The organism is Vibrio aerogenes, from assembly GCF_024346755.1.
In the GTDB taxonomy this organism is placed as follows: Bacteria; Pseudomonadota; Gammaproteobacteria; order Enterobacterales; family Vibrionaceae; genus Vibrio; species Vibrio aerogenes.
Genome location: NZ_AP024861.1, coordinates 1,796,157 through 1,816,461, shown reverse-complemented (window position 1 = coordinate 1,816,461; position 20,305 = coordinate 1,796,157). Strand labels below are relative to the sequence as shown.

20 protein-coding genes are annotated in these 20,305 nt (G+C 43.9%); 12 read left to right on the top strand and 8 right to left on the bottom strand.

What is annotated here, in order from left to right:
- Positions 1-114: 114 nt before the first annotated feature.
- Together cls and OCV29_RS08080 are read left to right on the top strand one after the other, a co-directional pair.
- Entirely contained in the window at positions 115-1,569 is a 1,455-nt protein-coding gene (cls, locus tag OCV29_RS08085) for a cardiolipin synthase (RefSeq protein WP_073605914.1), read from the top strand.
- Positions 1,570-1,772: 203 nt separating this feature from the next.
- Positions 1,773-2,972 (top strand): cystathionine beta-lyase, encoded by a 1,200-nt coding sequence (locus OCV29_RS08080; RefSeq protein WP_073605913.1) that lies wholly within the window; start codon positions 1,773-1,775, stop codon positions 2,970-2,972.
- Positions 2,973-3,042: 70 nt separating this feature from the next.
- Here OCV29_RS08080 and pspC read toward each other — a convergent pair whose 3' ends face one another.
- Genes pspC through pspA form a run of 3 tightly spaced genes read right to left on the bottom strand, consistent with a single transcriptional unit; the run spans position 3,043 to position 4,349 of the window.
- Positions 3,043-3,432, bottom strand: a complete 390-nt coding sequence (pspC, locus tag OCV29_RS08075) for an envelope stress response membrane protein PspC (protein ID WP_139281705.1) — start codon at positions 3,430-3,432, stop codon at positions 3,043-3,045.
- A complete protein-coding gene (gene pspB / locus OCV29_RS08070) occupies positions 3,426-3,656 on the bottom strand; it encodes an envelope stress response membrane protein PspB (RefSeq protein WP_073605911.1) in 231 nt (76 codons plus the stop codon). Before pspB ends, pspC begins: the two co-directional genes overlap by 7 nt.
- A 24-nt stretch (positions 3,657-3,680) precedes the next feature.
- A complete protein-coding gene (pspA, locus tag OCV29_RS08065; protein ID WP_073605910.1) occupies positions 3,681-4,349 on the bottom strand; it encodes a phage shock protein PspA in 669 nt (222 codons plus the stop codon).
- 211 nt (positions 4,350-4,560) lie between these two features.
- On the opposite strand from pspA, the gene pspF reads away from it, so the two are divergent.
- From pspF to OCV29_RS08030, 7 genes are all read left to right on the top strand, one after another.
- A complete protein-coding gene (gene pspF / locus OCV29_RS08060) occupies positions 4,561-5,574 on the top strand; it encodes a phage shock protein operon transcriptional activator (protein ID WP_073605909.1) in 1,014 nt (337 codons plus the stop codon).
- Positions 5,575-5,885: 311 nt separating this feature from the next.
- Entirely contained in the window at positions 5,886-7,508 is a 1,623-nt protein-coding gene (gene sapA / locus OCV29_RS08055) for an ABC transporter substrate-binding protein SapA (protein WP_261887384.1), read from the top strand.
- On the top strand, positions 7,508-8,470 hold the full coding sequence (locus OCV29_RS08050; protein WP_073605906.1) for an ABC transporter permease: 963 nt from the start codon (positions 7,508-7,510) through the stop codon (positions 8,468-8,470). Before sapA ends, OCV29_RS08050 begins: the two co-directional genes overlap by 1 nt.
- Positions 8,457-9,344, top strand: a complete 888-nt coding sequence (locus OCV29_RS08045) for an ABC transporter permease subunit (RefSeq protein ID WP_073605905.1) — start codon at positions 8,457-8,459, stop codon at positions 9,342-9,344. The genes OCV29_RS08050 and OCV29_RS08045 overlap by 14 nt, the downstream gene beginning before the upstream one ends.
- A 1-nt stretch (position 9,345) precedes the next feature.
- On the top strand, positions 9,346-10,335 hold the full coding sequence (locus tag OCV29_RS08040; RefSeq protein ID WP_073605904.1) for a peptide ABC transporter ATP-binding protein: 990 nt from the start codon (positions 9,346-9,348) through the stop codon (positions 10,333-10,335).
- A 2-nt stretch (positions 10,336-10,337) separates the two neighbouring features.
- Positions 10,338-11,135, top strand: coding sequence for a peptide ABC transporter ATP-binding protein (locus OCV29_RS08035; RefSeq protein WP_073605903.1), 798 nt, complete (start codon positions 10,338-10,340; stop codon positions 11,133-11,135).
- A 12-nt stretch (positions 11,136-11,147) separates the two neighbouring features.
- Positions 11,148-11,942 (top strand): ABC transporter permease, encoded by a 795-nt coding sequence (locus tag OCV29_RS08030; protein ID WP_073605902.1) that lies wholly within the window; start codon positions 11,148-11,150, stop codon positions 11,940-11,942.
- A gap of 168 nt (positions 11,943-12,110) precedes the next feature.
- Here OCV29_RS08030 and pgsA read toward each other — a convergent pair whose 3' ends face one another.
- From pgsA to OCV29_RS08010, 4 genes are all read right to left on the bottom strand, one after another.
- Positions 12,111-12,668, bottom strand: coding sequence for a CDP-diacylglycerol--glycerol-3-phosphate 3-phosphatidyltransferase (gene pgsA, locus OCV29_RS08025; RefSeq protein WP_073605901.1), 558 nt, complete (start codon positions 12,666-12,668; stop codon positions 12,111-12,113).
- Between the two features lie 47 nt (positions 12,669-12,715).
- A complete protein-coding gene (uvrC, locus tag OCV29_RS08020; RefSeq protein WP_073605900.1) occupies positions 12,716-14,551 on the bottom strand; it encodes an excinuclease ABC subunit UvrC in 1,836 nt (611 codons plus the stop codon).
- A complete protein-coding gene (gene uvrY, locus OCV29_RS08015; protein ID WP_073605899.1) occupies positions 14,551-15,195 on the bottom strand; it encodes a UvrY/SirA/GacA family response regulator transcription factor in 645 nt (214 codons plus the stop codon). Before uvrY ends, uvrC begins: the two co-directional genes overlap by 1 nt.
- 484 nt (positions 15,196-15,679) lie before the next feature.
- Positions 15,680-15,973 carry a hypothetical protein gene (locus tag OCV29_RS08010; protein WP_073605898.1) on the bottom strand — a complete coding sequence of 98 codons (294 nt, stop codon included), beginning with the start codon at positions 15,971-15,973 and terminating at the stop codon, positions 15,680-15,682.
- Between the two features lie 154 nt (positions 15,974-16,127).
- Here OCV29_RS08010 and OCV29_RS08005 point away from each other — a divergent pair, with 154 nt between their 5' ends.
- Positions 16,128-18,506 carry a DNA polymerase II gene (locus OCV29_RS08005; protein ID WP_073605897.1) on the top strand — a complete coding sequence of 793 codons (2,379 nt, stop codon included), beginning with the start codon at positions 16,128-16,130 and terminating at the stop codon, positions 18,504-18,506.
- A gap of 12 nt (positions 18,507-18,518) precedes the next feature.
- On the opposite strand, the gene OCV29_RS08000 is transcribed toward OCV29_RS08005, so the two are convergent.
- Complete coding sequence (locus tag OCV29_RS08000; RefSeq protein WP_073605896.1) at positions 18,519-19,286, bottom strand: nucleotidyltransferase domain-containing protein; 768 nt, start codon at positions 19,284-19,286, stop codon at positions 18,519-18,521.
- 112 nt (positions 19,287-19,398) lie between these two features.
- Between OCV29_RS08000 and efpL the strand changes: the two genes are divergently transcribed.
- Entirely contained in the window at positions 19,399-19,965 is a 567-nt protein-coding gene (efpL, locus tag OCV29_RS07995) for an elongation factor P-like protein EfpL (protein WP_073605895.1), read from the top strand.
- A 3-nt stretch (positions 19,966-19,968) separates the two neighbouring features.
- On the top strand, positions 19,969-20,289 hold the full coding sequence (locus OCV29_RS07990) for an HI1450 family dsDNA-mimic protein (RefSeq protein WP_073605894.1): 321 nt from the start codon (positions 19,969-19,971) through the stop codon (positions 20,287-20,289).
- Positions 20,290-20,305 lie beyond the last annotated feature (16 nt).

Here is a 20,305-nt window from a genome sequence, read left to right as displayed (position 1 = left end):
TAAAGCGCTGCCAGGCGTCAACATCCCGGTTTCATGATTTCAAATAAACTTCCCTAAATATCTGTTTGGCATTAACATCAGTCAGAGATCAGTCAGGTATTCGTCATCAATCATATGGATAAAATCTATCATATTCTCACTCTGGTCAGTATCGGACTTTACTGGCTGCTCGTTGCGACAGTCACTTTCCGGGTTGTATTTAAGAAAAGAGCCGTCAGTGTCTCCCTTGCATGGTTAATGATTATCTATATCCTCCCGGTTTTAGGTGTATTCTGTTATTTCCTGTTTGGTGAATTAAATCTTGGCAGAAGGAGAGCAGAAAGAGCAAAACAGATGTTAACCTCTTTTACAGACTGGTTTACCCAGCTCAATCACTGTCAGGCTCATATCACGGAAACAATGGGCGCTCACATTTATAAAATTGATCAGCTTTGCAACCACCGGATGGGAATTCCGGCTTTAAGCGGTAACCAGCTCTCGTTGCAATACTCCCCTCAGCAAATTCTGCAATCAATCATCCGGGACATAGAACAAGCCCGCTACTCAATCCGGATGGTCTTTTATATCTGGCACCCGGGCGGGCTGGCAGATTCAGTCGCCTCCAGCCTGATCAAAGCGGCAAACCGGGGCGTCAATGTCAAATTGCTGCTTGACTCAGCGGGCAGTAACAAATTTATGAAAAGTCACTGGTATACCCTGATGGTGAATTCAGGTGTTCATGTGGTGCAGGCTTTGGAAGTTCGTCCATGGCGGATATTTCTGCGCCGGCTTGATCTTCGTCAGCACAGAAAAATTATTGTCATCGATGATTCTGTTGCCTATACCGGCTCGATGAACATGGTCGATCCTGAGTATTTTAAGCGGGATTCCGGCGTCGGACAGTGGATTGATATCATGGTCCGGATTGTTGGCCCGACAGTGAATGTTTTGGCGGCCATTCACAGCTGGGACTGGGAATTTGAAACCGGAGAAAGGGAACTTCCTCTTGTTCCGTTATGTAATCCAGAAGATGAATTACCCAAACATCCGATTCAGGTGGTACCATCTGGCCCGGGAATGCCAGAGAACATGATATCTCAGGCATTAATACTGGCGATCCATCAGGCCAACCATTCTATCCGCATAACAACCCCCTACTTTGTCCCCAGTGCTGATTTACTCTCCGCATTAAAAACAGCGGCACAACGTGGTATTCATATTGATTTAATCATTCCACAGAAAAATGATTCACTGATGGTCAAATGGGCTTCCCGGTCATTCTATGGCGACTTACTCGATGCTGGTGTTGCCATTTACGAATTTTACGGCGGTCTGCTTCATACGAAATCAGTGGTGATCGATGAACAGTTCTGTCTGGTCGGAACCGTGAATTTGGATATGAGAAGTCTCTGGCTGAATTTTGAAGTCACACTGGCAGTTGACGATATTGAATTTACACAGCAGTTGTATGAGCTTCAGCAAAAATATATTCAGCAGGCAATAAAAATAGATTATCAGTCATGGCAAATGCGTCCGATTTATAACCGGGCACTGGAACGGATGTACTATCTGTTTAATCCTTTGCTCTGAGCAACCCCGCTGCGCAAAGATACAATCGCGTTCGGATACAATTGCGTTCGGATACAATTGCGTTCGACGCGTCCCTTTGATAACGTTGAGCGCCAGTATATGCACCACAATCTAAGCAATCTGTAATATCCATCATGATGTATGGAGATTCCCTACCCGTACATTGTTCATACAGGGAATGTATCTGTTTACAAGGACCAATTATGTCAGAAAATAAAAAGACGACGCTCATACATGCAGGACGTAACAAAGAGTGGACACACGGCAGCGTGAATCCACCGGTCCAGAGAGCATCAACCATCGTATTTGATACCGTCGCAGACAAACACCAGGCCATGCTAAAGCGAACAGACAAAACACTGTTTTATGGCCGCAGAGGTACAACAACACATTTTGCATTTCAGGATGCGATGACACAAACAGAAGGTGGAGTTGGTTGTGCACTTTATCCATGCGGAACAGCCGCAATTACCAATGCCATTTTGTCTTTTGTTGAGGCAGGCGATCATCTGCTTATGGTTGACACCTGTTATGAACCAACACGAGATTTCTGCGAGATTATTCTGAAAAAAATGGGGGTGGAAACCACTTACTATGATCCCCTGATTGGTGAAGACATCCGGACACTGATCCGGCCTGAAACAAAAATACTCTTCACCGAATCTCCTGGCTCGGTCACCATGGAAGTTCAGGATATTCCGACACTTGCCACTATCGCCCATGAACATAACATCATTGTGATGCTGGATAATACCTGGAGTGCCGGAGTCAACTTTTCTCCATTCGAACATGGCGTCGATATTTCTGTGCAGGCAGCAACCAAATATATTGTCGGGCATAGTGATGTCATGCTTGGCACAGCTGTTACGCATGAAAAATACTGGGATCAACTCCGGGAACAAAGTTACCTGATGGGACAATGCGTCTCTCCAGACGATGCCTATCTCGGCCTTCGGGGATTGAGGACGCTGGATGTCCGCTTAAAACAACATGCGGAAAGCAGTCTGCTCATTGCCAGATGGCTGGAAAAACATCCTCTGGTCGATCATGTGCGTCACCCCGAACTCGAAAGTTGTCCGGGACATACATTTTTCAAACGTGATTTCACAGGTGGCAATGGCCTGTTTTCTTTTGTTCTGAAACATAGCTGTCCACGGGCAACAACGGCGCTGCTTGATGGCATGAAACATTTTAGTATGGGATATTCCTGGGGCGGATTTGAAAGTCTGATTCTGGCGAATGAACCAAAAAGTTTTAATGCCCTCCGGACCGTATCAAATCCCGGCTTTCAGGGCACGCTGATCAGGCTTCACACCGGTCTGGAAGATGTCAATGATTTGATTGAAGATCTGGAACAAGGCCTGCAACGCTATCAGGAAATACTGAAAGAAGAGGAAAAATAATCATTCTTTCTCTTTAAACACCCCAAACAAGATAAGTGGCGGCAATCACCACTTGTCTTGTTTTCCACCGTTACAGATCTCTGAATGCTTTGTTTACCCGGAATGATTCTGACGTCACATAAGCTTCCATCCTGCACACCTGACTTTCGAGCGCCGAAAACTCCTGCTCAATATGTGCCAGTAACTGTCCGGGGGCTTGTCCCTGTTCCCAGGGACGGCTTTTCAGTTTATGCGCCCTTTGTTTCTCCACAGTCTGCTCATAACTCTCGGGCTGCTTATCCAGCATCAGACTCAAAGCAATATAAGCCATGATGGTCAGTCCGCCGGCACCAAGCAGTGTTGCTGATACAACAATCATTCTGACCAGCCATGCTTCCCAGCCAAAATAATTTGCCAGACCTGCACAGACACCCGTAATCCGCTTATTCTCTGTTGCCCGGTATAGATGACGACTCATGATTTTGACCTCCAGGTCGGTGTTTCAGCATCCAGGATTTTCTCCAGAGTATGAATCCTCTCCTGCAGTGCTTCAGCCTTTGCCGAAAGCGACTGAAGCCGCTCAAAATCATCCTCACTCAATCCATGATCTGAGTGTCGCTTGCTTCGATAGTGGAGAACCAGCCACAACGGTGCAACAACGACCATAAAAATAATTAGCGGAACTGTAATAAGCATAACCGACATTGATGCCCTCCTTGTTGCTTACCATTACTGACGTTCTTCAAGTTGTTTTTTTAATTTCTCAAGTTCTTGTTCGACTTCATCCTGAGCTTTAAGATCCATAAACTCCTGCTCCAGTGATTTCCCTGCTCCGGTTTTTTCAAACAGATCAGCCTCCGCTTCAAGTTCATCCACTTTCCGGGAAAACTGCTCGAATTTTGCCACAGTTTCCTCGGTACGGGCGCGGTGTAAATGACGTTGCACATTACGCCGGTTACCGGCGGTTTCAGTCCGGATCATCATGGCTTTTTGCTTTGCGCGGGTTTCCGTAATTTTAGATTCAAGTTTGGCAATCTCCCCCGTCAGCTTACCGATCGTTTCTTCAACTAAAGCATACTCTTCTTTCAGGCTCTGAACGATACTCTGAACTTTCTGTTTTTCGATCAGTGCAGCACGAGCCAGGTCTTCCCTTTGTCTGGACAAAGCCAGCGTTGCCTTTTCAGCCCAGTCCTGCTGCTGATGTTCCAGTGACTCAATTTTCCTTGAAAGTTCTTTTTTATCTGCAATCACTTTAGCTGACTGACTCCGGACTTCAACCAGCGTATCCTCCATTTCCTGAATGATTAACCGAATCATCTTTTCCGGATCTTCTGCTTTATCCAGTAATGCGCTAATGTTGGAATTCACAATATCTGCAAACCGAGAAAAAATACCCATCACATGACTCCTTTATATAAACAATTTGATAAAAACAATGTGTGATAATGACATGCTATGTATGATGTATAACAAGTTCCATACCAAGTTTTTTATTCATTAAAAATCAATAAGTTAAAAAATAAACTTTCAATTCACTGGTGATGAATTTGTATTTTTAGCCATTATTTGGTTAATTTAACCAACCCAATAGAGCCCCGGAACACATTGTATGAAAAATGACCTTATTGGCGAATCAGCTGAATTTCTGGCTGTGCTGGACAAAGTTTCCCTGCTTGCACCGATAGAACGCCCTGTTCTGATTACCGGAGAAAGAGGAACAGGGAAGGAACTCATTGCTCAACGGCTACACTACTTATCATCCAGATGGGAAAAGCCCATGATAACCATGAACTGTGGTGCTCTTTCTGAAGGTGTCATCGATTCTGAATTGTTTGGCCATGAATCCGGCGCATTTACCGGCTCAAAAGGACGCCATCGCGGACGATTTGAGCGGGCTGAAAGCGGCAGCTTATTTTTAGATGAACTGGCAAATGCACCGCTGAATGTTCAGGAAAAGCTGTTAAGAGTCATTGAGTATGGCGAATATGAACGCGTAGGTGGCAGTCAAACACTGAAAGCCAATGTCCGGATGATTTGTGCAACCAATGAAAATTTATTAAAACTGGCTGAACAACAAAAATTCCGTGCTGATTTACTTGACCGGCTGGCTTTTGATGTAATTCATTTGCCTCCACTCAGAGCCCGTCATGAAGATATCCTTCCGCTGGCAGAGCATTATGCCATTCGTATGTCCCGCGAAATGCAGCTCTCCTGTTTTCCGGGCTTCAGTGATAACGCTTTACGACAACTGTTCAGTTATCACTGGCCAGGTAACATCAGGGAACTGAAAAATGTCGTGGAAAGAGCCGTATGCCAGCACCAGTCTGAGCAGGAACCGATTCCCGGACTGATTTTAAATCCTTTTGAATCCATTTGGGCAGATGACAAAACATCACAGCAAAGCCCTGAGCCGGAAAATGTTGACAACGGAGAAAAGGAACAACCAACACTCCCGGTAAACCTCAAAGACTGGCTCGATTCGCAGGAGCAACAACTCATTCATCAGGCACTTCAACAAGCAAAATATAATCAGAGAAATGCGGCCGAATTACTGGGGTTGAGCTATCATCAGTTAAGAGGTTTGATCAGAAAGTATCAGATTTTAATCAATAAACCCGGATAACCCCAAACGATCAGAAGATGCATGATTCAGCATCAGCCGAAAGGTTCATTCCGGGAAAAGTGGATGCCGGTATGGTAAAAACATGTCAAATTCACCTGACGCAGAAATACGTGTTTCGGCAGACACCTGACAGTCGGGGTTGTCTCAGGCCCGGACAAATATCACTGAACACCAAATTTTCAGGCTGCCTGAGTATAAATAATTATTTAAATAGTGTTTTCCATTGGTTCACTAATTTAAAAATGATAAATTAGCGCGTTATTGGGGTGAACAGACATACTTAATACCTCGCTGCAGATTTCGCTTTCTATATGAAGATACTGAAACAACTTATTCTGGGTCTTGGTTGCCTGCCTTTTATTGTTGGCTGCAATGACAATTCATCGGCTCACAATGAAATCAGAAAGACTGGTTTTGTCTATTGTGGTCAGGGAAACCCGGATACGTTTAATCCACAACTAGTCGATAGCGGACTTGTGGCTGAAGCGCTCGGCCCACAAATTTTTGACACGCTGTTGATACTCGATCCAAAAACGCAACGCCCGTCACCTAATCCTGCCACCCGCTGGGAAGTAAATAATCAGGGTACCCGTTATACGCTGCATCTGCGCAAAGATATTGCTTTTCAAAAAACCGCATGGTTTACACCGTCCCGCACCTTAAATGCACGGGATGTGGTTTTCAGCTTTGATCGTATCATTAACCCGGAAAATCCTTTTCATAATACCGGTTACAGCAGTTATCCGTGGTTTGCCGGTATCAATTTCGGACACTTGATTCGGGACATAAAAGCCACCGACGACTATACCATTCAGTTTGTATTAAACCGGCCTGATAACAGTTTTCTGGCAAATATCGCCACAACACATTCTGTCATCCTGTCTAAAGAATATGCAGATCAACTCATTCTTGCCGGTGATAAATCGATGCTGGACAGTCACCCTGTCGGCACCGGACCATTTTATTTAGATGAAATGCAGGCAGGCGACTTTATCCGCCTCAAAAGAAATGACAATTATTGGAAAGGTCGCCCCAAATTATCACAGGTTGTCTTTGATATTGCGCAAAGGGGAACCGGAACACTGGCAAAATTACTCAGGAATGAATGTGATGTTCTGAGTACACCGATATCAAGTCAAATCCCCATTATTGAACAGCATGAGCATATCGTTCTGAAGTCAACGCCCGCAATGAATGTCTCCTTCATTGCTGTAAACACCGCTCATCCGGTGATTAGCGATACACGGATTCGCCGCGCGCTTAGTTTTGCCATCAACCGAAAAAATATCCTCAACTCGGTTTACTATGGGACCGGCAGCATTGCTTACAATGTATTGCCACCCACTTCCTGGGCTTATCAGAAAGATCCGGTTCAGGTTCGTTATGACAAAAACTATGCACTGGGCTTGCTGCGGGATGCAGGCTTCAGAAATGGTCTGGAGCTTTCGATGCTGGTGCCTCTGGAACCAACGGCTTATAACCCCAGCCCACATAAAACCGCTGAGTTAATTCAGGCGAATTTTAAAGATATCGGGGTTAAGCTCCATCTGATACCCGAAGAAAAAATCGAAAGGCAGAATAAATTATCCCGGATGGATGTCGATTTATATCTGACTGGGTGGTCAGGCCGTTCAGGCGATCCTGATAGTTTTTTACGCCCCATCCTGTCCTGCGATGCCGTTCGTGAAGGCATTAATCTGTCAAACTGGTGTAATGAAGATTTTGATTTTCTGCTGGATCTGGCACTCGAAGTTGACCGGCAACGTTATCGGTTAAATCTGTATAAACAGGCACAGAATATTATCAATCAGGAGTTCCCTGTAATTCCGGTTGCACATGGCATGCAATTTAAAGCCTTCAGTGACAGTTTGACGGGATTCCGGCTGAGTCCGTTTAATGTTCAACCCTTCAATACGGTTGAGAGGACACATTAATGTTTATCTATGCGATTCGTAAATTTAATCTGTTTATCATTACATTGCTTATATTGACATTAGTCGGATATAACATTCTCAGGTTTGATCCCAGCTCACACTGGGCGATGGAAAGTTTCTGGACGGGCTGGATTAGCTATGTCCGGAATCTCACCCATTTAAACTTTGGGGTAAACCGGCTGGGTATTCCTGTCGCTGATGAGTTAATGGTTGTCTTTCCGGCAACCCTTGAAGTCTGTCTGTTCGCTTTTCTTATTTCTCTGATTGTAGGGATTCCGATTGGTACCATAGCGGGCATGAAACAGGGAAAATGGTCTGATACGCTGATTTCATTTGTATCCATGTGTGGTTACTCTGCTCCAATTTATTGGGTCGCTTTAATCCTGATTCTGGTTCTGTCCCTGAAGTATCAGCTTTTTCCTGTTTCGGGCAGATATGACCTTTTGTATGAACTCAAACCCGTCACTGGTTTTGCTCTTCTGGATGCCTTTTTGTCAAACAGTCCATACCGGACACAGATTTTACAAAGTGTTGTCGAACATCTGATTTTACCCTGTATTGTACTGGCACTCTCCCCGACCACTCAGGTTATCCGGCTGATGCGGGCTTCAGTTGCTGAAGTGATTAATCAAAACTACATTCGGGTGGCACGTATCAGAGGTCTGTCTCACTATCAGATCATTGCACAACATGTGTTACGCAACGCAATCCCACCCATCATTCCCAAATTTGGTGTACAGCTGTCCACGATGTTTACCTGTGCCATTATCACTGAATCGATTTTTAACTGGCCTGGTATTGGCCGCTGGCTGCTTGATGCGCTGGCAAAACAGGATCTGGTATCAATACAGGCTGGTGTCATCGTCGTTGCGTCTCTGGTACTGACAGCCAATATTTTTTCGGATCTGATTGGTGCCATGGTTAACCCATTAGTAAGGAAAACTTGGTATGCTCACGAATAGTGTCTATCAGGAAGAGCGTATTCCAACCCAGTTTGAACGCTTCTGGCGCAGTTTCAGAACCAACAATCTGGCCATGTTTGGATTATGGTGCCTTGGTTTTCTCACACTGATTACCATTCTTTCTCCATGGTTGATGCCATATAATCCATTGGAACATTCAGGAAATTTACTCTTACCGCCTTCATGGGATCCATCCGGCAGTGTCGATTTCTTCTTTGGTACTGATGATTTAGGCAGGGATATTCTCTCTCGTTTAATTGACGGTACCCGGCACTCATTTGGTTATGCCCTGATTGTTACATTTCTGGCGATGACAACCGGTTGCTCGATCGGTGTACTGGCAGGCATGACTTCCGGACTACTTTCAAGCACCCTGAATCACCTGCTCGATACAGTCATGTCAATTCCTTCACTGCTTCTGGCTATCATCTTTGTTGCGTTTCTCGGAACGGGTGAATTCAACGTTCTGATTGCAATATGTCTTGCACTCACTCCCCGCTTTATTCGCTCCGTCTACACAGCTGTCAATACGGAAATGGAGAAGGATTACATCATTGCAGCCCGGCTTGATGGTGCCAGAGACATCTATTTGTTATGGAATTCGATTCTGCCTAATATTTTGACGGTTATTGTTGCAGAAGTGACATTTGCCCTGACCATTGCGATTCTGGATATAACCGCACTTGGGTTCCTTGGACTGGGTGCCCAGTCCTCCAGCTCAGAATGGGGGGCTATTCTTGGTGACTCACTGGAGCTTCTCTACCTGGCGCCGTGGACTGTGACCCTGCCGGGATTAACCATTATGTTCACTGTGATTACCATTAATTTTGTTGGCGAAGGTGCAAGACAGGCCTTAAACGCAGGAATCGAATAATATGCCGATGCTTGATATCCGTCATCTGACGATTGAAATCGATACCCCTCAAGGACTTGTAAAAGCAGTCGATCGGATGAATCTGACAATGACAGAAGGCGAAATCCGCGGTCTTGTTGGTGAATCCGGCTCAGGAAAGAGCCTGGTTGCCAAAGCCATTGTCGGAGTTTGTAAAGAGAACTGGAAAATCACGGCTGACAGGCTGAGACTTGGTAATGTTGACCTGCTCCAGCTAACGGCCAGAGAACGCCGGCGTATCATTGCACGGGATATTGCAATGATATTTCAGGAACCTTCCACTTGTCTTGATCCATCCGATGAAGTGGGTGAGCAGCTGATTGAAGCTATTCCGGCTCACTCATTTAAGGGGGCATGGTGGCAAAGATTTTCCTGGCGAAAAAAACAGGCAATTGCTTTGCTGCACAAAGTCGGCATTAAAGATCACCAACGTATTATGAACAGTTATCCATATGAAATTACAGATGGAGAATGTCAGAAAGTCATGATTGCTATGGCGATTGCAGCCAAACCGAAGCTGCTGATCGCAGATGAGCCGACAAATGATTTGGATCCAATTACCCAATCACAGATTTTCCGGTTAATCAGCAGGTTAAATCAACTTAACAACACCACGGTCCTTTTAATTGGACATGACCTGACAATGATCACTCAATGGGCCAATCGGATTACGGTGATGTATTGTGGACAGTCAGTTGAATCAGCACCAACAGAAAATATTCTGAAAGCACCAAAACATCCATATACATCAGCATTGCTGACCGCTATTCCGGATTTCAGCTCCTCAATACCTCATAAACAAAAATTACTGTCACTGCCCGGCTCTATTCCGCCGTTACAACATCTTCCCATTGGCTGCCGCCTGGGTCCCAGATGTCCTTATGCACAAAGACAATGTGTGGAAGTACCCCGTTCATGCCGGATTAAAAATCACAAATTTTCCTGCCACTATCCACTGAATATGGAGGGATAATCGTGAGTGTTTCTCTTTTAGAAGTAACCGATCTATCAAAAACGTTTGTCAACCGGGCAAGCCTGTTCAAAAAAAAGCTGACATCCGCAGTAAAGCCGGTCAGCTTTCATCTTGAAACAGGAGAAACACTTGGCTTCATCGGACAAAATGGTTCTGGTAAATCAACACTTGCCAAAATGTTAGCGGGTGTCATCGAACCAACCACCGGAGAGATCAAAGTCAATGGTGAAAAACTGGAGCATAAAGATTACGCAACCCGGTGCAAATTAATCCGGATGATTTTTCAGGACCCGAATACCTCACTGAATCCAAGAATCCAGATTGGTCGTATTCTTGAAGGTCCCCTGAAAAGAAATACCGAAATGACACCTGAAGAGCGGCAACGAAGGGTAAAAGATACATTGGTCCGGGTTGGCTTACTGCCAGAGCATGCCTATTTTTATCCTCAAATGCTGGCAACAGGTCAAAAGCAGAGAGTTTGTCTCGCGCGTGCCATGGTACTTCAGCCATCGATTATCGTTGCTGATGAAGCTTTGAATGGTCTTGATATGGCGATGCGCTCGCAGATTATTAATTTGATCCTGGAATTACAGGAAGAAATGGGCGTTTCTTTTATCTATGTTTCTCAACACCTTGGGGTCATTAAACACATCACTGACAAAATCATCGTCATGCATGAAGGATCGGTCGTTGAATCAGGTCATACAGAAGAAGTTTTATCTTCTCCCGCTCACCCGGTCACACAACGCATGGTGGAAAGTCATTTTCATCAGACACCTGTTTTTAAAACAAACACCTGAAGGAATATTGACATGAATAGTGTCATTGATATTGGATGGCTTCAGCTTGGTATGTTTAGTCTGATGGCTCTGATCCCGCTCTATATCAGTTCACACTATCGTTTATATCTCGGAAAAGAAATTATCATTGCTCTGATAAGAATGGGGATACAATTATTTCTTGTTGGGTTATATCTGGAATATCTGTTTGGCCTGAATAATTTGGTGGTCAATACGCTCTGGCTCATTCTGATTGTTTTCATTGGTGCCAGCTCAATTTTATCCAGAGCACAGCTTCCCCATTCACGTCTCATACTTCCACTGTTTCTTGCGCTTCTTCAGGGACTGCTACCCGTTCTGCTCATATTTTGCGTGTTTATTGTCAAACCCGTTCCTTTGTACAGTGCCCAGTATATGATTCCCGTGGCAGGAATGTTGATGGGTAATTCATTAAGCGGAAATATTATTGTACTGCAGAATCTTTTCACTGCATTTGAGGAAAGAAAGGACGAATATGAAGCGGCTATTTCGCTGGGCGCTTCCCCCCGGTATGCTGCCAGACCATTTATCAAAAGTGCTATGCAAAAAGCCAGTGCTCCTATTCTTGCGTCCATGACAACAATTGGACTAGTCACACTTCCCGGTATGATGACAGGACAAATTCTCGGAGGAACCTCTCCTATCATTGCGATCAAATATCAGTTTGTCATGATGATTGCAATTTTCGTTGTGCTTAATCTTTCAATGGTATTCTCTGTGGAGTACCTGTTTAAAGTCATTGTTAATCAGGAAGGACGTGTTCTGACGCGGTTTAAATCTCACAACTGAGAAGGCATCACGTTGATTACTCACCGAATTTAAAACACCTTATCCACAGAAAATGTGGATAAGTTGCGGAAAGTTTGATTCTTTTACTGATACGACACTGATTTTTATCCAGCCGAATGATTCTGGCATGCCCAAACGACCTGAAAATTCGTGTAAGTTTTGGAGATATTATTGGTTATCAGCGCTGAGTAAATCACTTTTCGCAGCAATCAGGTACTGCCCCATTGACCAGTAAGTCAGAACCGTTGCAATGTAAATAGCAACATAACCCAGCCAGATCATCCAGTCATCATAGCGCCAGATCAAAGCAAACAAAGCCAGCATTTGTGTCATTGTTTTCACTTTGCCAACCCAGGATACGGCGACACTAGCCCTTTTACCAATTTCAGCCATCCACTCACGCAGCGCAGAAATAATAATTTCCCTGGCAATCATCGTCACCGCAGGCACAGTAATCCAAAAGCTATGAAAATGCTCAGTAATGAGGATTAAAGCTGTTGCAACAAGTACTTTATCAGCAACAGGATCAATAAATGCTCCGAAACGTGAAGTCTGCTTCAGCTTTCTGGCAAGCATTCCATCCAGCCAATCTGTCACACCGGCAACCCAAAATACAACGGCAGCAGCAAATGGGGACCAGCTGTAAGGCAAGTAAAAAGCAATCACAAAAACAGGGATTAAAAAAAGTCTGATAAGGGAAAGAATATTAGGAATATTTAAACGCATATGTGATTCGCTCTTGTAGGTCGCGTGACTATGTTGCTGTATTTTTTTTATTGTTTCAATGCCTGATAAATATTTTCTGCTAATGAATAGCTGATTCCCGGCACTCTGGCGATATCTTCGACAGTTGCCCGCTTTAATTCCTGAAGTCCTCCCATGTATTTCAATAATGCTTGCCGACGCTTGGGGCCAATGCCTTCTATGCCTTCAAGTGCACTGGTTCTGCGAGCCTTTCCCCGTTTTTTACGATGTCCGGTAATTGCATGGTTATGACTTTCATCACGGATATGCTGAATCAGATGTAAAGCCGGAGCATCACTCTCGAGGTGAAACTCTTCACCGTCTGTCATAATTAATGTTTCTAAACCAGGCTTTCGGGTCACCCCTTTTGCCACACCAATCATAACCGGCACTTTAGGCCAGTTGTCCCAGTATTGAGAAACAATTTCAAACGCTCTGGACAGCTGCCCCTTTCCACCATCAATAAAAATAATATCAGGAATCTTATCTGCATCGAGTTGTTTCGAATAGCGCCGCTCTAAAACCTGAGCCATTGCTGCATAGTCATCCCCACCGGTAATACCTGAAATATTATATCGCCGGTATTCAGCTTTTACCGGACCTTCCTGATTAAATACGACACAGGAAGCGATCGTATTCTCCCCCATCGTATGGGAAATATCGAAGCATTCCATTCTCTGTAATACAGAAAGGTCAAGTAATTCCTGTAATTCTTTAACCCTCTGAAAAACAGTCATTTTATGATTTTGTTTCGTGGTAATTGCTGTCAGGGCATTGGTATTTGCCAACTTCAGGTAACGTCCTCTTGAACCAGATGGTTCAACCATAAACAACACTTTTCTGCCTGCTAAATCACTTAACAGAGACTGAAACAGCGATTTATCCTCAATCATCCCCTGATTCACTATCACCCGGGAAGGTAATGCCTGCGAACCGTTATGAGACAAATAATATTGCTTAACAAAACTCTCAAAAACTTCCTGATGCGTTGTATTTCCGGGTATTTTTGGAAAAAAGCTCCGGCTTCCCAATACTTTGCCATGCCGGACCATCAGAATATGAATACAGGCGATACCGTTTTCCTGGGCAAATCCCAGAATATCAATATCATCATCACTATCTTCAGAGACAAACTGCTGTTCCTGAACCCTGCGAATCGCCTGGATTTGGTCACGATATTTCGCAGCATCTTCAAATCTTAATGCCTGGCTGGCCTGTTCCATTTTCTCAACCATGGTTGAAACAACCTGTTGATCTTTCCCTTGCAAAAAAAGCCTCAGATAATCGACAAGCTCTTTATAATCCCCGTCAGAAATAATGCCTTTGACACAAGGTCCGGCACAACGACCAATCTGATACATCAGACACGGGCGTGTCCGGTGTGCATAGACAGAATCTTCACACTGCCTGACCGGAAATATTTTCTGTATCAGGTGCAGCGTTTCCCGGACAGCGCTGGCATCGGGATAAGGACCAAAATATTCACCTTTTTTCTTTTTAGAACCGCGATAGACAGAGATCCGGGGATGCTGATGGGCACTCATAAAGATATATGGATAGGACTTATCGTCCCGCAGAAGTACATTATACTTCGGGAGGTACTGCTTAATGTAGTTATGTTCCAGGATTAATGCTTCAGTTTCAGTATGAGTGACCGTCACATCAATCCGGCAAATATGACTTACCAGCGCTCTGGTTTTCTCATTATCAAGCTTTTTTCGGAAGTAACTGGATAAACGCTTCTTTAAATCTTTTGCTTTTCCCACATAAATGACTTCAGCCTCAACGTTATACATGCGATAAACGCCAGGCTGATTCGTTACTGTTGCTAAAAAAGCAGAAGAGTCAAATGTTGTTGATACCACTACAAAGTCTCAGTATCTAACATTCCATGCCGGATGGCTAAATGGGTTAACTCGACATCACCATTAATATCTAACTTTGCAAATAAGCGATATCTATAGCTATTCACTGTTTTGGGGCTTAAATTCAGTTGCTCCGAAATATCCGTTACTTTTTGTCCTTTCGTAATCATCATCATGATCTGCAGCTCACGTTCAGACAAATCAGCGAATGGATTTTCAGAAGCAGAAGAAAATTGGCTTAAAGCCATTTGCTGCGCTATCTCGGGTGAAATATAACGCTGACCGCTATTCACAACCCGAATAGCATTGACCATCTCATCAGGCCCTGCACCTTTAGATAAATAACCAACGGCTCCGGCCTGCATCACTTTCGTCGGAAATGGATTTTCAGTATGTACAGTTAATACGATGATACGAATGTCAGGATTGTATCGTAATATTTTTTTTGTTGCTTCCAAACCACCGATTCCCGGCATGTTCATATCCATCAAAACAACATCAACATGATGATTACGACACCACTTTACAGCTTCTTCACCGCTGTCAGCTTCCCCTGCTACATTCATTCCACGGACGTCTTCAATAATACGCCGAATCCCTGTGCGAACCAGCTCATGATCATCTACAAGGAATACACTAATCAAACTTGTATCTCCACAATCAATTGGCTCAACACGACTCTCGCCGAGTCTTCACTCAAGTCTAAATTTTGACTATCCTCTGACTATGAGCCTAAATAAAAACTTTCGCAAGTATTTCTTTCCGGATAGACGTTTTATAAGATAATTCATTCAGTTACAAGATTTTCCCGACATAAATTATCATTAAGGCTCTCATTTTACATAAAAACAAATATATCGTTTATCAATATGTTTAAAAAGCAGACAAAAAATAAATCGCCCATGAATCTGAAATAATGGCAGAGACACAGGCGTCAAAACGAAAGTACTTTTATCAACTGGCTGTCAATCCGGATGATAAAAGTAACATTTTCAATTGGTTTAAGAAACTTTATAATGCTAAACCACAAACGCGGCAGATTTACCCGAAAAACCGAGCTATCACAAATCATCGCATGATAACCAGCCAACTATTATTATACAGTAAAACTGTCACAGTGGTCAGACACTACAAATCTTTCATTAAAACTTCAAATTGTTCATGAGCATCTTCAATCAGATGTGTCAGCTCAGCGGCATCCCGAGTTGATAACATAACATGCCAGGTTCTTTTACCTGGTTCACGTCCGGTCACTTTTGTCCTTTCGCCCTGTGATTCAAAGAAAACATTCTCTAATTCACAGTGATAGAACTTATTACGACCTATAATATCAATATCAAGATGACCAACCGGATTCACCTGAAAATGTGCCTTATTATGATTTTGATCATGCATAAAGTAGTTTCTGTGAACTGTGATCATACTGCCCTCCAGACATGCTTACTTACTTCAGACTCCCACCTATAGTGTAGATAACGGAGGCGGTATTAGTGGCAAAACTATCATGAAGATTGATCTGGATTAGATTAATTGATGAAATAACCTCAACAAAAAAAAGTAAAACGAGTACTTCACCTTGACGATAGAAAAGGGCTTTCTTCTTACCCGCCATTCCAGAGATTATGGCGACAAAACGCGCATCGAGCTTTGGGTTTCTACTACGCAGGGTCCCGTCCGGATTTTAATTGATGATGAGCAACCCGTATGTTTCATCACCCGATCTGACAAGGACAGACTTCAGCAGGCGCTTTCAAATCAATGTGACAATGTCACATACAAAGACCTGCCGCTCAGAGACTTTAATTCAGCGCCTGTAACCGCATGTTATCTGCCTACACTCAGGGCAGCGCAAAACTTCTGTGAACAATGCCGGCAGGAAAATATTGAAGTTTTAGAAAATGATATTCGTCTTCCTGATCGTTACTTGATGGAACGTTTTATCTGTGGCAGTCTGGAATTTACCGGCACAATCACACAGAAAGCGTCACACCGGATGGTCACTCAGGCAAAATGCCGGAAAGGTGATTTCCATCCGGATTTACGATCGGTTTCTTTAGACATTGAATGTTCAGAAAAAGGGGAACTCTACTCCGTTGGCCTGGACTGTGATAATGATGCACGGGTGATTATGATTGGCTCTCCGGGTGAAATCTCTCAGGTTCCCTGTGACTTTCATATCGAATGGGTCTCAGATGAAGCAGAACTTTTGCAGGCGCTGAACCACTGGTTCAACATCTATGACCCCGATATCATCATTGGCTGGAATGTGGTTGATTTCGATTTACGGCTATTAAACCAGCGCGCTGAAAAACATCATCTAAAACTGCGACTGGGCAGAGATCAGCAAACCATGTCTTTTCGCACATCAGGTCAGTCACAAAAAAGCTTCGTCTACATACCCGGCCGGGTCGTTTTAGACGGTATTGACGCTTTGAAAACAGCAACTTATCATTTCAGTTCATGGTCACTGGAATCCGTCTCTCAAGCCTTACTGAATGAAGGGAAAGCCATTCACAATGTTCACAACCGGATGGAAGAAATTAACACCATGTTCAAACATGACAAGATTAGTCTGGCCATTTATAACCTGAAAGATTGCCAGTTAGTCCGGCGCATTTTTGCTCACACTCACCTGTTAGATTTTATGATTCAGCGCTCGAAGCTAACAGGGTTGGAGTTAGATCGTATCGGGGGCTCAGTCGCCGCCTTTACCAACCTTTATCTGCCACAACTACATCGTGCAGGTTACATTGCACCCAGTCTTGTTTCTGAAAACTGGCAAGCCAGTCCGGGTGGTTATGTGATGGACTCCGTCCCGGGCCTGTATGATTCAGTGATTGTCCTTGATTTTAAAAGCCTGTATCCATCCATTATCCGAACCTTCCTGATTGATCCACTTGGACTGATCGAAGGCCTGAAACTGACTGCCGGAAAAGAAGATGATCAGGCGGTCCCCGGATTTCGTGGCGGCCAGTTCCACCGAACCCGCCACTTTCTGCCAAAAATGATTGAGTCCCTCTGGCAGGCCAGAGATATTGCAAAAAAAAACCGGGAAGCGGCATTTTCTCAGGCAATCAAAATCATTATGAATTCATTTTATGGTGTCCTTGGATCTTCAGGATGTCGTTTCTTTGATACGCGTTTAGCATCCAGTATTACCATGCGCGGCCATGAGATCATGAAACAGACAAGGCAACTCATTGAAGCGAGTGGTTATAAGGTTATTTACGGTGATACCGACTCAACATTCGTTTCTCTGGAAAAAAACTACACAGCAGCGGAAGCGGATGAAACCGGTCGCCTGTTGACCGACTCGATTAATCAATGGTGGAAACAACATCTGAAAGAGACATATCGCCTGGAAAGTTGTCTGGAAATCGAATACGAAACCCATTACAGAAAATTTTTCATGCCAACTATCCGGGGCTCAGAAACCGGCTCCAAAAAACGTTACGCCGGGCTAACAGGCTCCGGAGATAAAGAGCAGATGATATTTAAAGGGCTTGAGAGTGTCAGAACCGATTGGACACCGCTGGCACAGCGCTTTCAGAAACAACTCTATCACCGGATATTTCATGATGAAAACCCGTCAGACTATGTCCGGACTTTTGTTGAGAAAACACTCGCAGGTGAATTTGACCATGAATTGGTCTACCGAAAGCGGCTCAGACGCCGGTTGAATGAATATAAGAAAAATATTCCGCCTCAGGTCCGGGCTGCGAGACTTGCTGACGAGCAACACCGGCGCATGGGAAAACCACTGCGCTACCAAAACAGAGGTACGATTGAATATGTCATGACAATAAATGGCCCGGAACCATTGGAGTTCCGGGTCAGCTTATTAGACTACCAACACTATATTGATAAACAGCTCAAACCGGTCGCAGATGCAATTCTGCCTTTTATCGGTTGTCAGTTTGACGATTTGACAAAGCCGCAGCTGGGTCTGTTCTGATATTCTGACCATTTAACCAATGCGAAACTCTGTTTTTTTATATTGCTTCGCAAGCCATGGGCCATAATCATCCAGCAGACCAATCACGGAGCGCTTAGGAATCACTTTCTGTCTGAGCAGGATGCTCAGACGGGCAACATCCTGTTCTTTTTCCGGATGATACTTCAGAAAATGCTGCCCACACTCAACCGGATCATCAAACCACCATTTATCCTTGTACATAATCAAACCGTAGCTTGCCCGCAAGAGCTTTTTTGCCAGCATCGTCTGAATCTTCATCTGTTCAGACTCTTGTCCCGCTTTTGCCAGACGGTCTCTGAAATAGACAATCCGCTCTTCAATATCCATATTCCAGTATTTTGCGATCTCCCAGCTGGTTTCATAATTACCAAAGCACTCTGAAAGATTTTCGCCGTATATACAAACAGCACAGTGGCGTAGCAAAAAACCCCATGAAAAAAGGCTGTCCAGCGATGCAACCTCACTGACTAAGGCCGACTTAATATCGATATCTGTGATAAAAGGAAATGACTTCTGAAACCGCCAGCGCAGTGTATTGAAAACGGTTGTTTTCCGGTCATCAAATGGTTGATGGCATACAACAACAATATCCAGATTAGAATACTCAGGTCGCGCTGTCTTCCGGGCAACACTGCCATAAACATAGATACTGTGTAAATTATCACCCAGCCCTGCCGTCAGATAGGCAACCAAAGATTTGATTGCGGGCTGATAATGATTCTGAAATGGTGTTTTTGGATTAATTACAGGTAATTGCATAGACAACCGTTATTGAAATGGAACCTTTCTCTCCGAGAATACTTCAAAATATTCCTTTTCTTTGAATGCTTTCGGTATAATACACGAAGATTTACAACAAAGGATATAGTAGATGCCAAAGGCAAGTGAAATAAAAAAAGGTTTTGCAATTGAATCTAATGGTAAGACTCTATTGGTGAAAGATATTGAAATTACAACTCCAGGTGGCAGAGGTGGCGCTAAAATCTACAAATTCCGTTGTTCTGATTTAGCAACCGGCTCCAGAGTCGATGAGCGTTTCAAATCAGATGATGTTATGGAAACTGTTGCGATGACCAAGCGCGCTGTGACATTTTCATATATTGATGGTGACAGCTATATCTTTATGGATTCTGAAAATTTTGATCAATATACATTCAAAGAAGAAGATATCAAAGATGACCTGCTTTTCATTAATGAAGAAACTCAGGGGCTTCATGTTATTTTGATCAACGATAATGCTGCCGCAATCGAATTGCCTGCGTCGGTCGAACTGGTTATCTCAGAAACCGATCCGTCAATTAAAGGCGCGTCAGCTTCTGCAAGAACAAAACCCGCTCACTTCGCCACGGGGTTGGTTGTCCAGGTACCTGAGTATATTGCAACAGGTGAGCGCGTTATTATCAATACGACTGAACGTAAATTTATGAGCCGGGCGTAAACTATGACGCAGCTTCTTTCCTATGATGAAACCATCGACACTGCCTACGATATTTTTCTCGAAATGGCCGCCGATAACCTTGAACCAGCTGATGTCCTGATTTTTACTGCGCAATTTGATGATCGGGGTGCAGCTGAACTGGTCGAAGTGGCGGATGACTGGTCATCCGAAGTTGGCTTTGACGTTGACAAAACGACGTATGCTGAAATTCACATTGGCCTTGTCAATGAAGAAAGTGACGCACTCGATGATATTTTTGCACGGATGCTTGTCAGCCGGGATCCATCGCAGAAATTTTGCCATATATTCTGGAAAAGAGACTAAAGTCAAACTGGCCTGA

Bases quoted from the DNA above. Each gene is read 5' to 3' on its own strand.
- cls (WP_073605914.1), top strand. From the start codon at position 115: ATGGATAAAATCTATCATATTCTCACTCTGGTCAGTATCGGACTTTAC.
- OCV29_RS08045 (WP_073605905.1), top strand. From the start codon at position 8,457: ATGCTCACGAATAGTGTCTATCAGGAAGAGCGTATTCCAACCCAGTTT.
- pgsA (WP_073605901.1), bottom strand. From the start codon at position 12,668: ATGCGTTTAAATATTCCTAATATTCTTTCCCTTATCAGACTTTTTTTA.
- OCV29_RS08000 (WP_073605896.1), bottom strand. From the start codon at position 19,286: ATGCAATTACCTGTAATTAATCCAAAAACACCATTTCAGAATCATTAT.
- pspA (WP_073605910.1), bottom strand. From the start codon at position 4,349: ATGGGTATTTTTTCTCGGTTTGCAGATATTGTGAATTCCAACATTAGC.
- pspB (WP_073605911.1), bottom strand. From the start codon at position 3,656: ATGTCGGTTATGCTTATTACAGTTCCGCTAATTATTTTTATGGTCGTT.
- OCV29_RS08030 (WP_073605902.1), top strand. From the start codon at position 11,148: ATGAATAGTGTCATTGATATTGGATGGCTTCAGCTTGGTATGTTTAGT.
- sapA (WP_261887384.1), top strand. From the start codon at position 5,886: ATGAAGATACTGAAACAACTTATTCTGGGTCTTGGTTGCCTGCCTTTT.
- efpL (WP_073605895.1), top strand. From the start codon at position 19,399: ATGCCAAAGGCAAGTGAAATAAAAAAAGGTTTTGCAATTGAATCTAAT.
- OCV29_RS08050 (WP_073605906.1), top strand. From the start codon at position 7,508: ATGTTTATCTATGCGATTCGTAAATTTAATCTGTTTATCATTACATTG.
- OCV29_RS07990 (WP_073605894.1), top strand. From the start codon at position 19,969: ATGACGCAGCTTCTTTCCTATGATGAAACCATCGACACTGCCTACGAT.
- OCV29_RS08010 (WP_073605898.1), bottom strand. From the start codon at position 15,973: ATGATCACAGTTCACAGAAACTACTTTATGCATGATCAAAATCATAAT.
- pspF (WP_073605909.1), top strand. From the start codon at position 4,561: ATGAAAAATGACCTTATTGGCGAATCAGCTGAATTTCTGGCTGTGCTG.
- OCV29_RS08080 (WP_073605913.1), top strand. From the start codon at position 1,773: ATGTCAGAAAATAAAAAGACGACGCTCATACATGCAGGACGTAACAAA.
- OCV29_RS08040 (WP_073605904.1), top strand. From the start codon at position 9,346: ATGCCGATGCTTGATATCCGTCATCTGACGATTGAAATCGATACCCCT.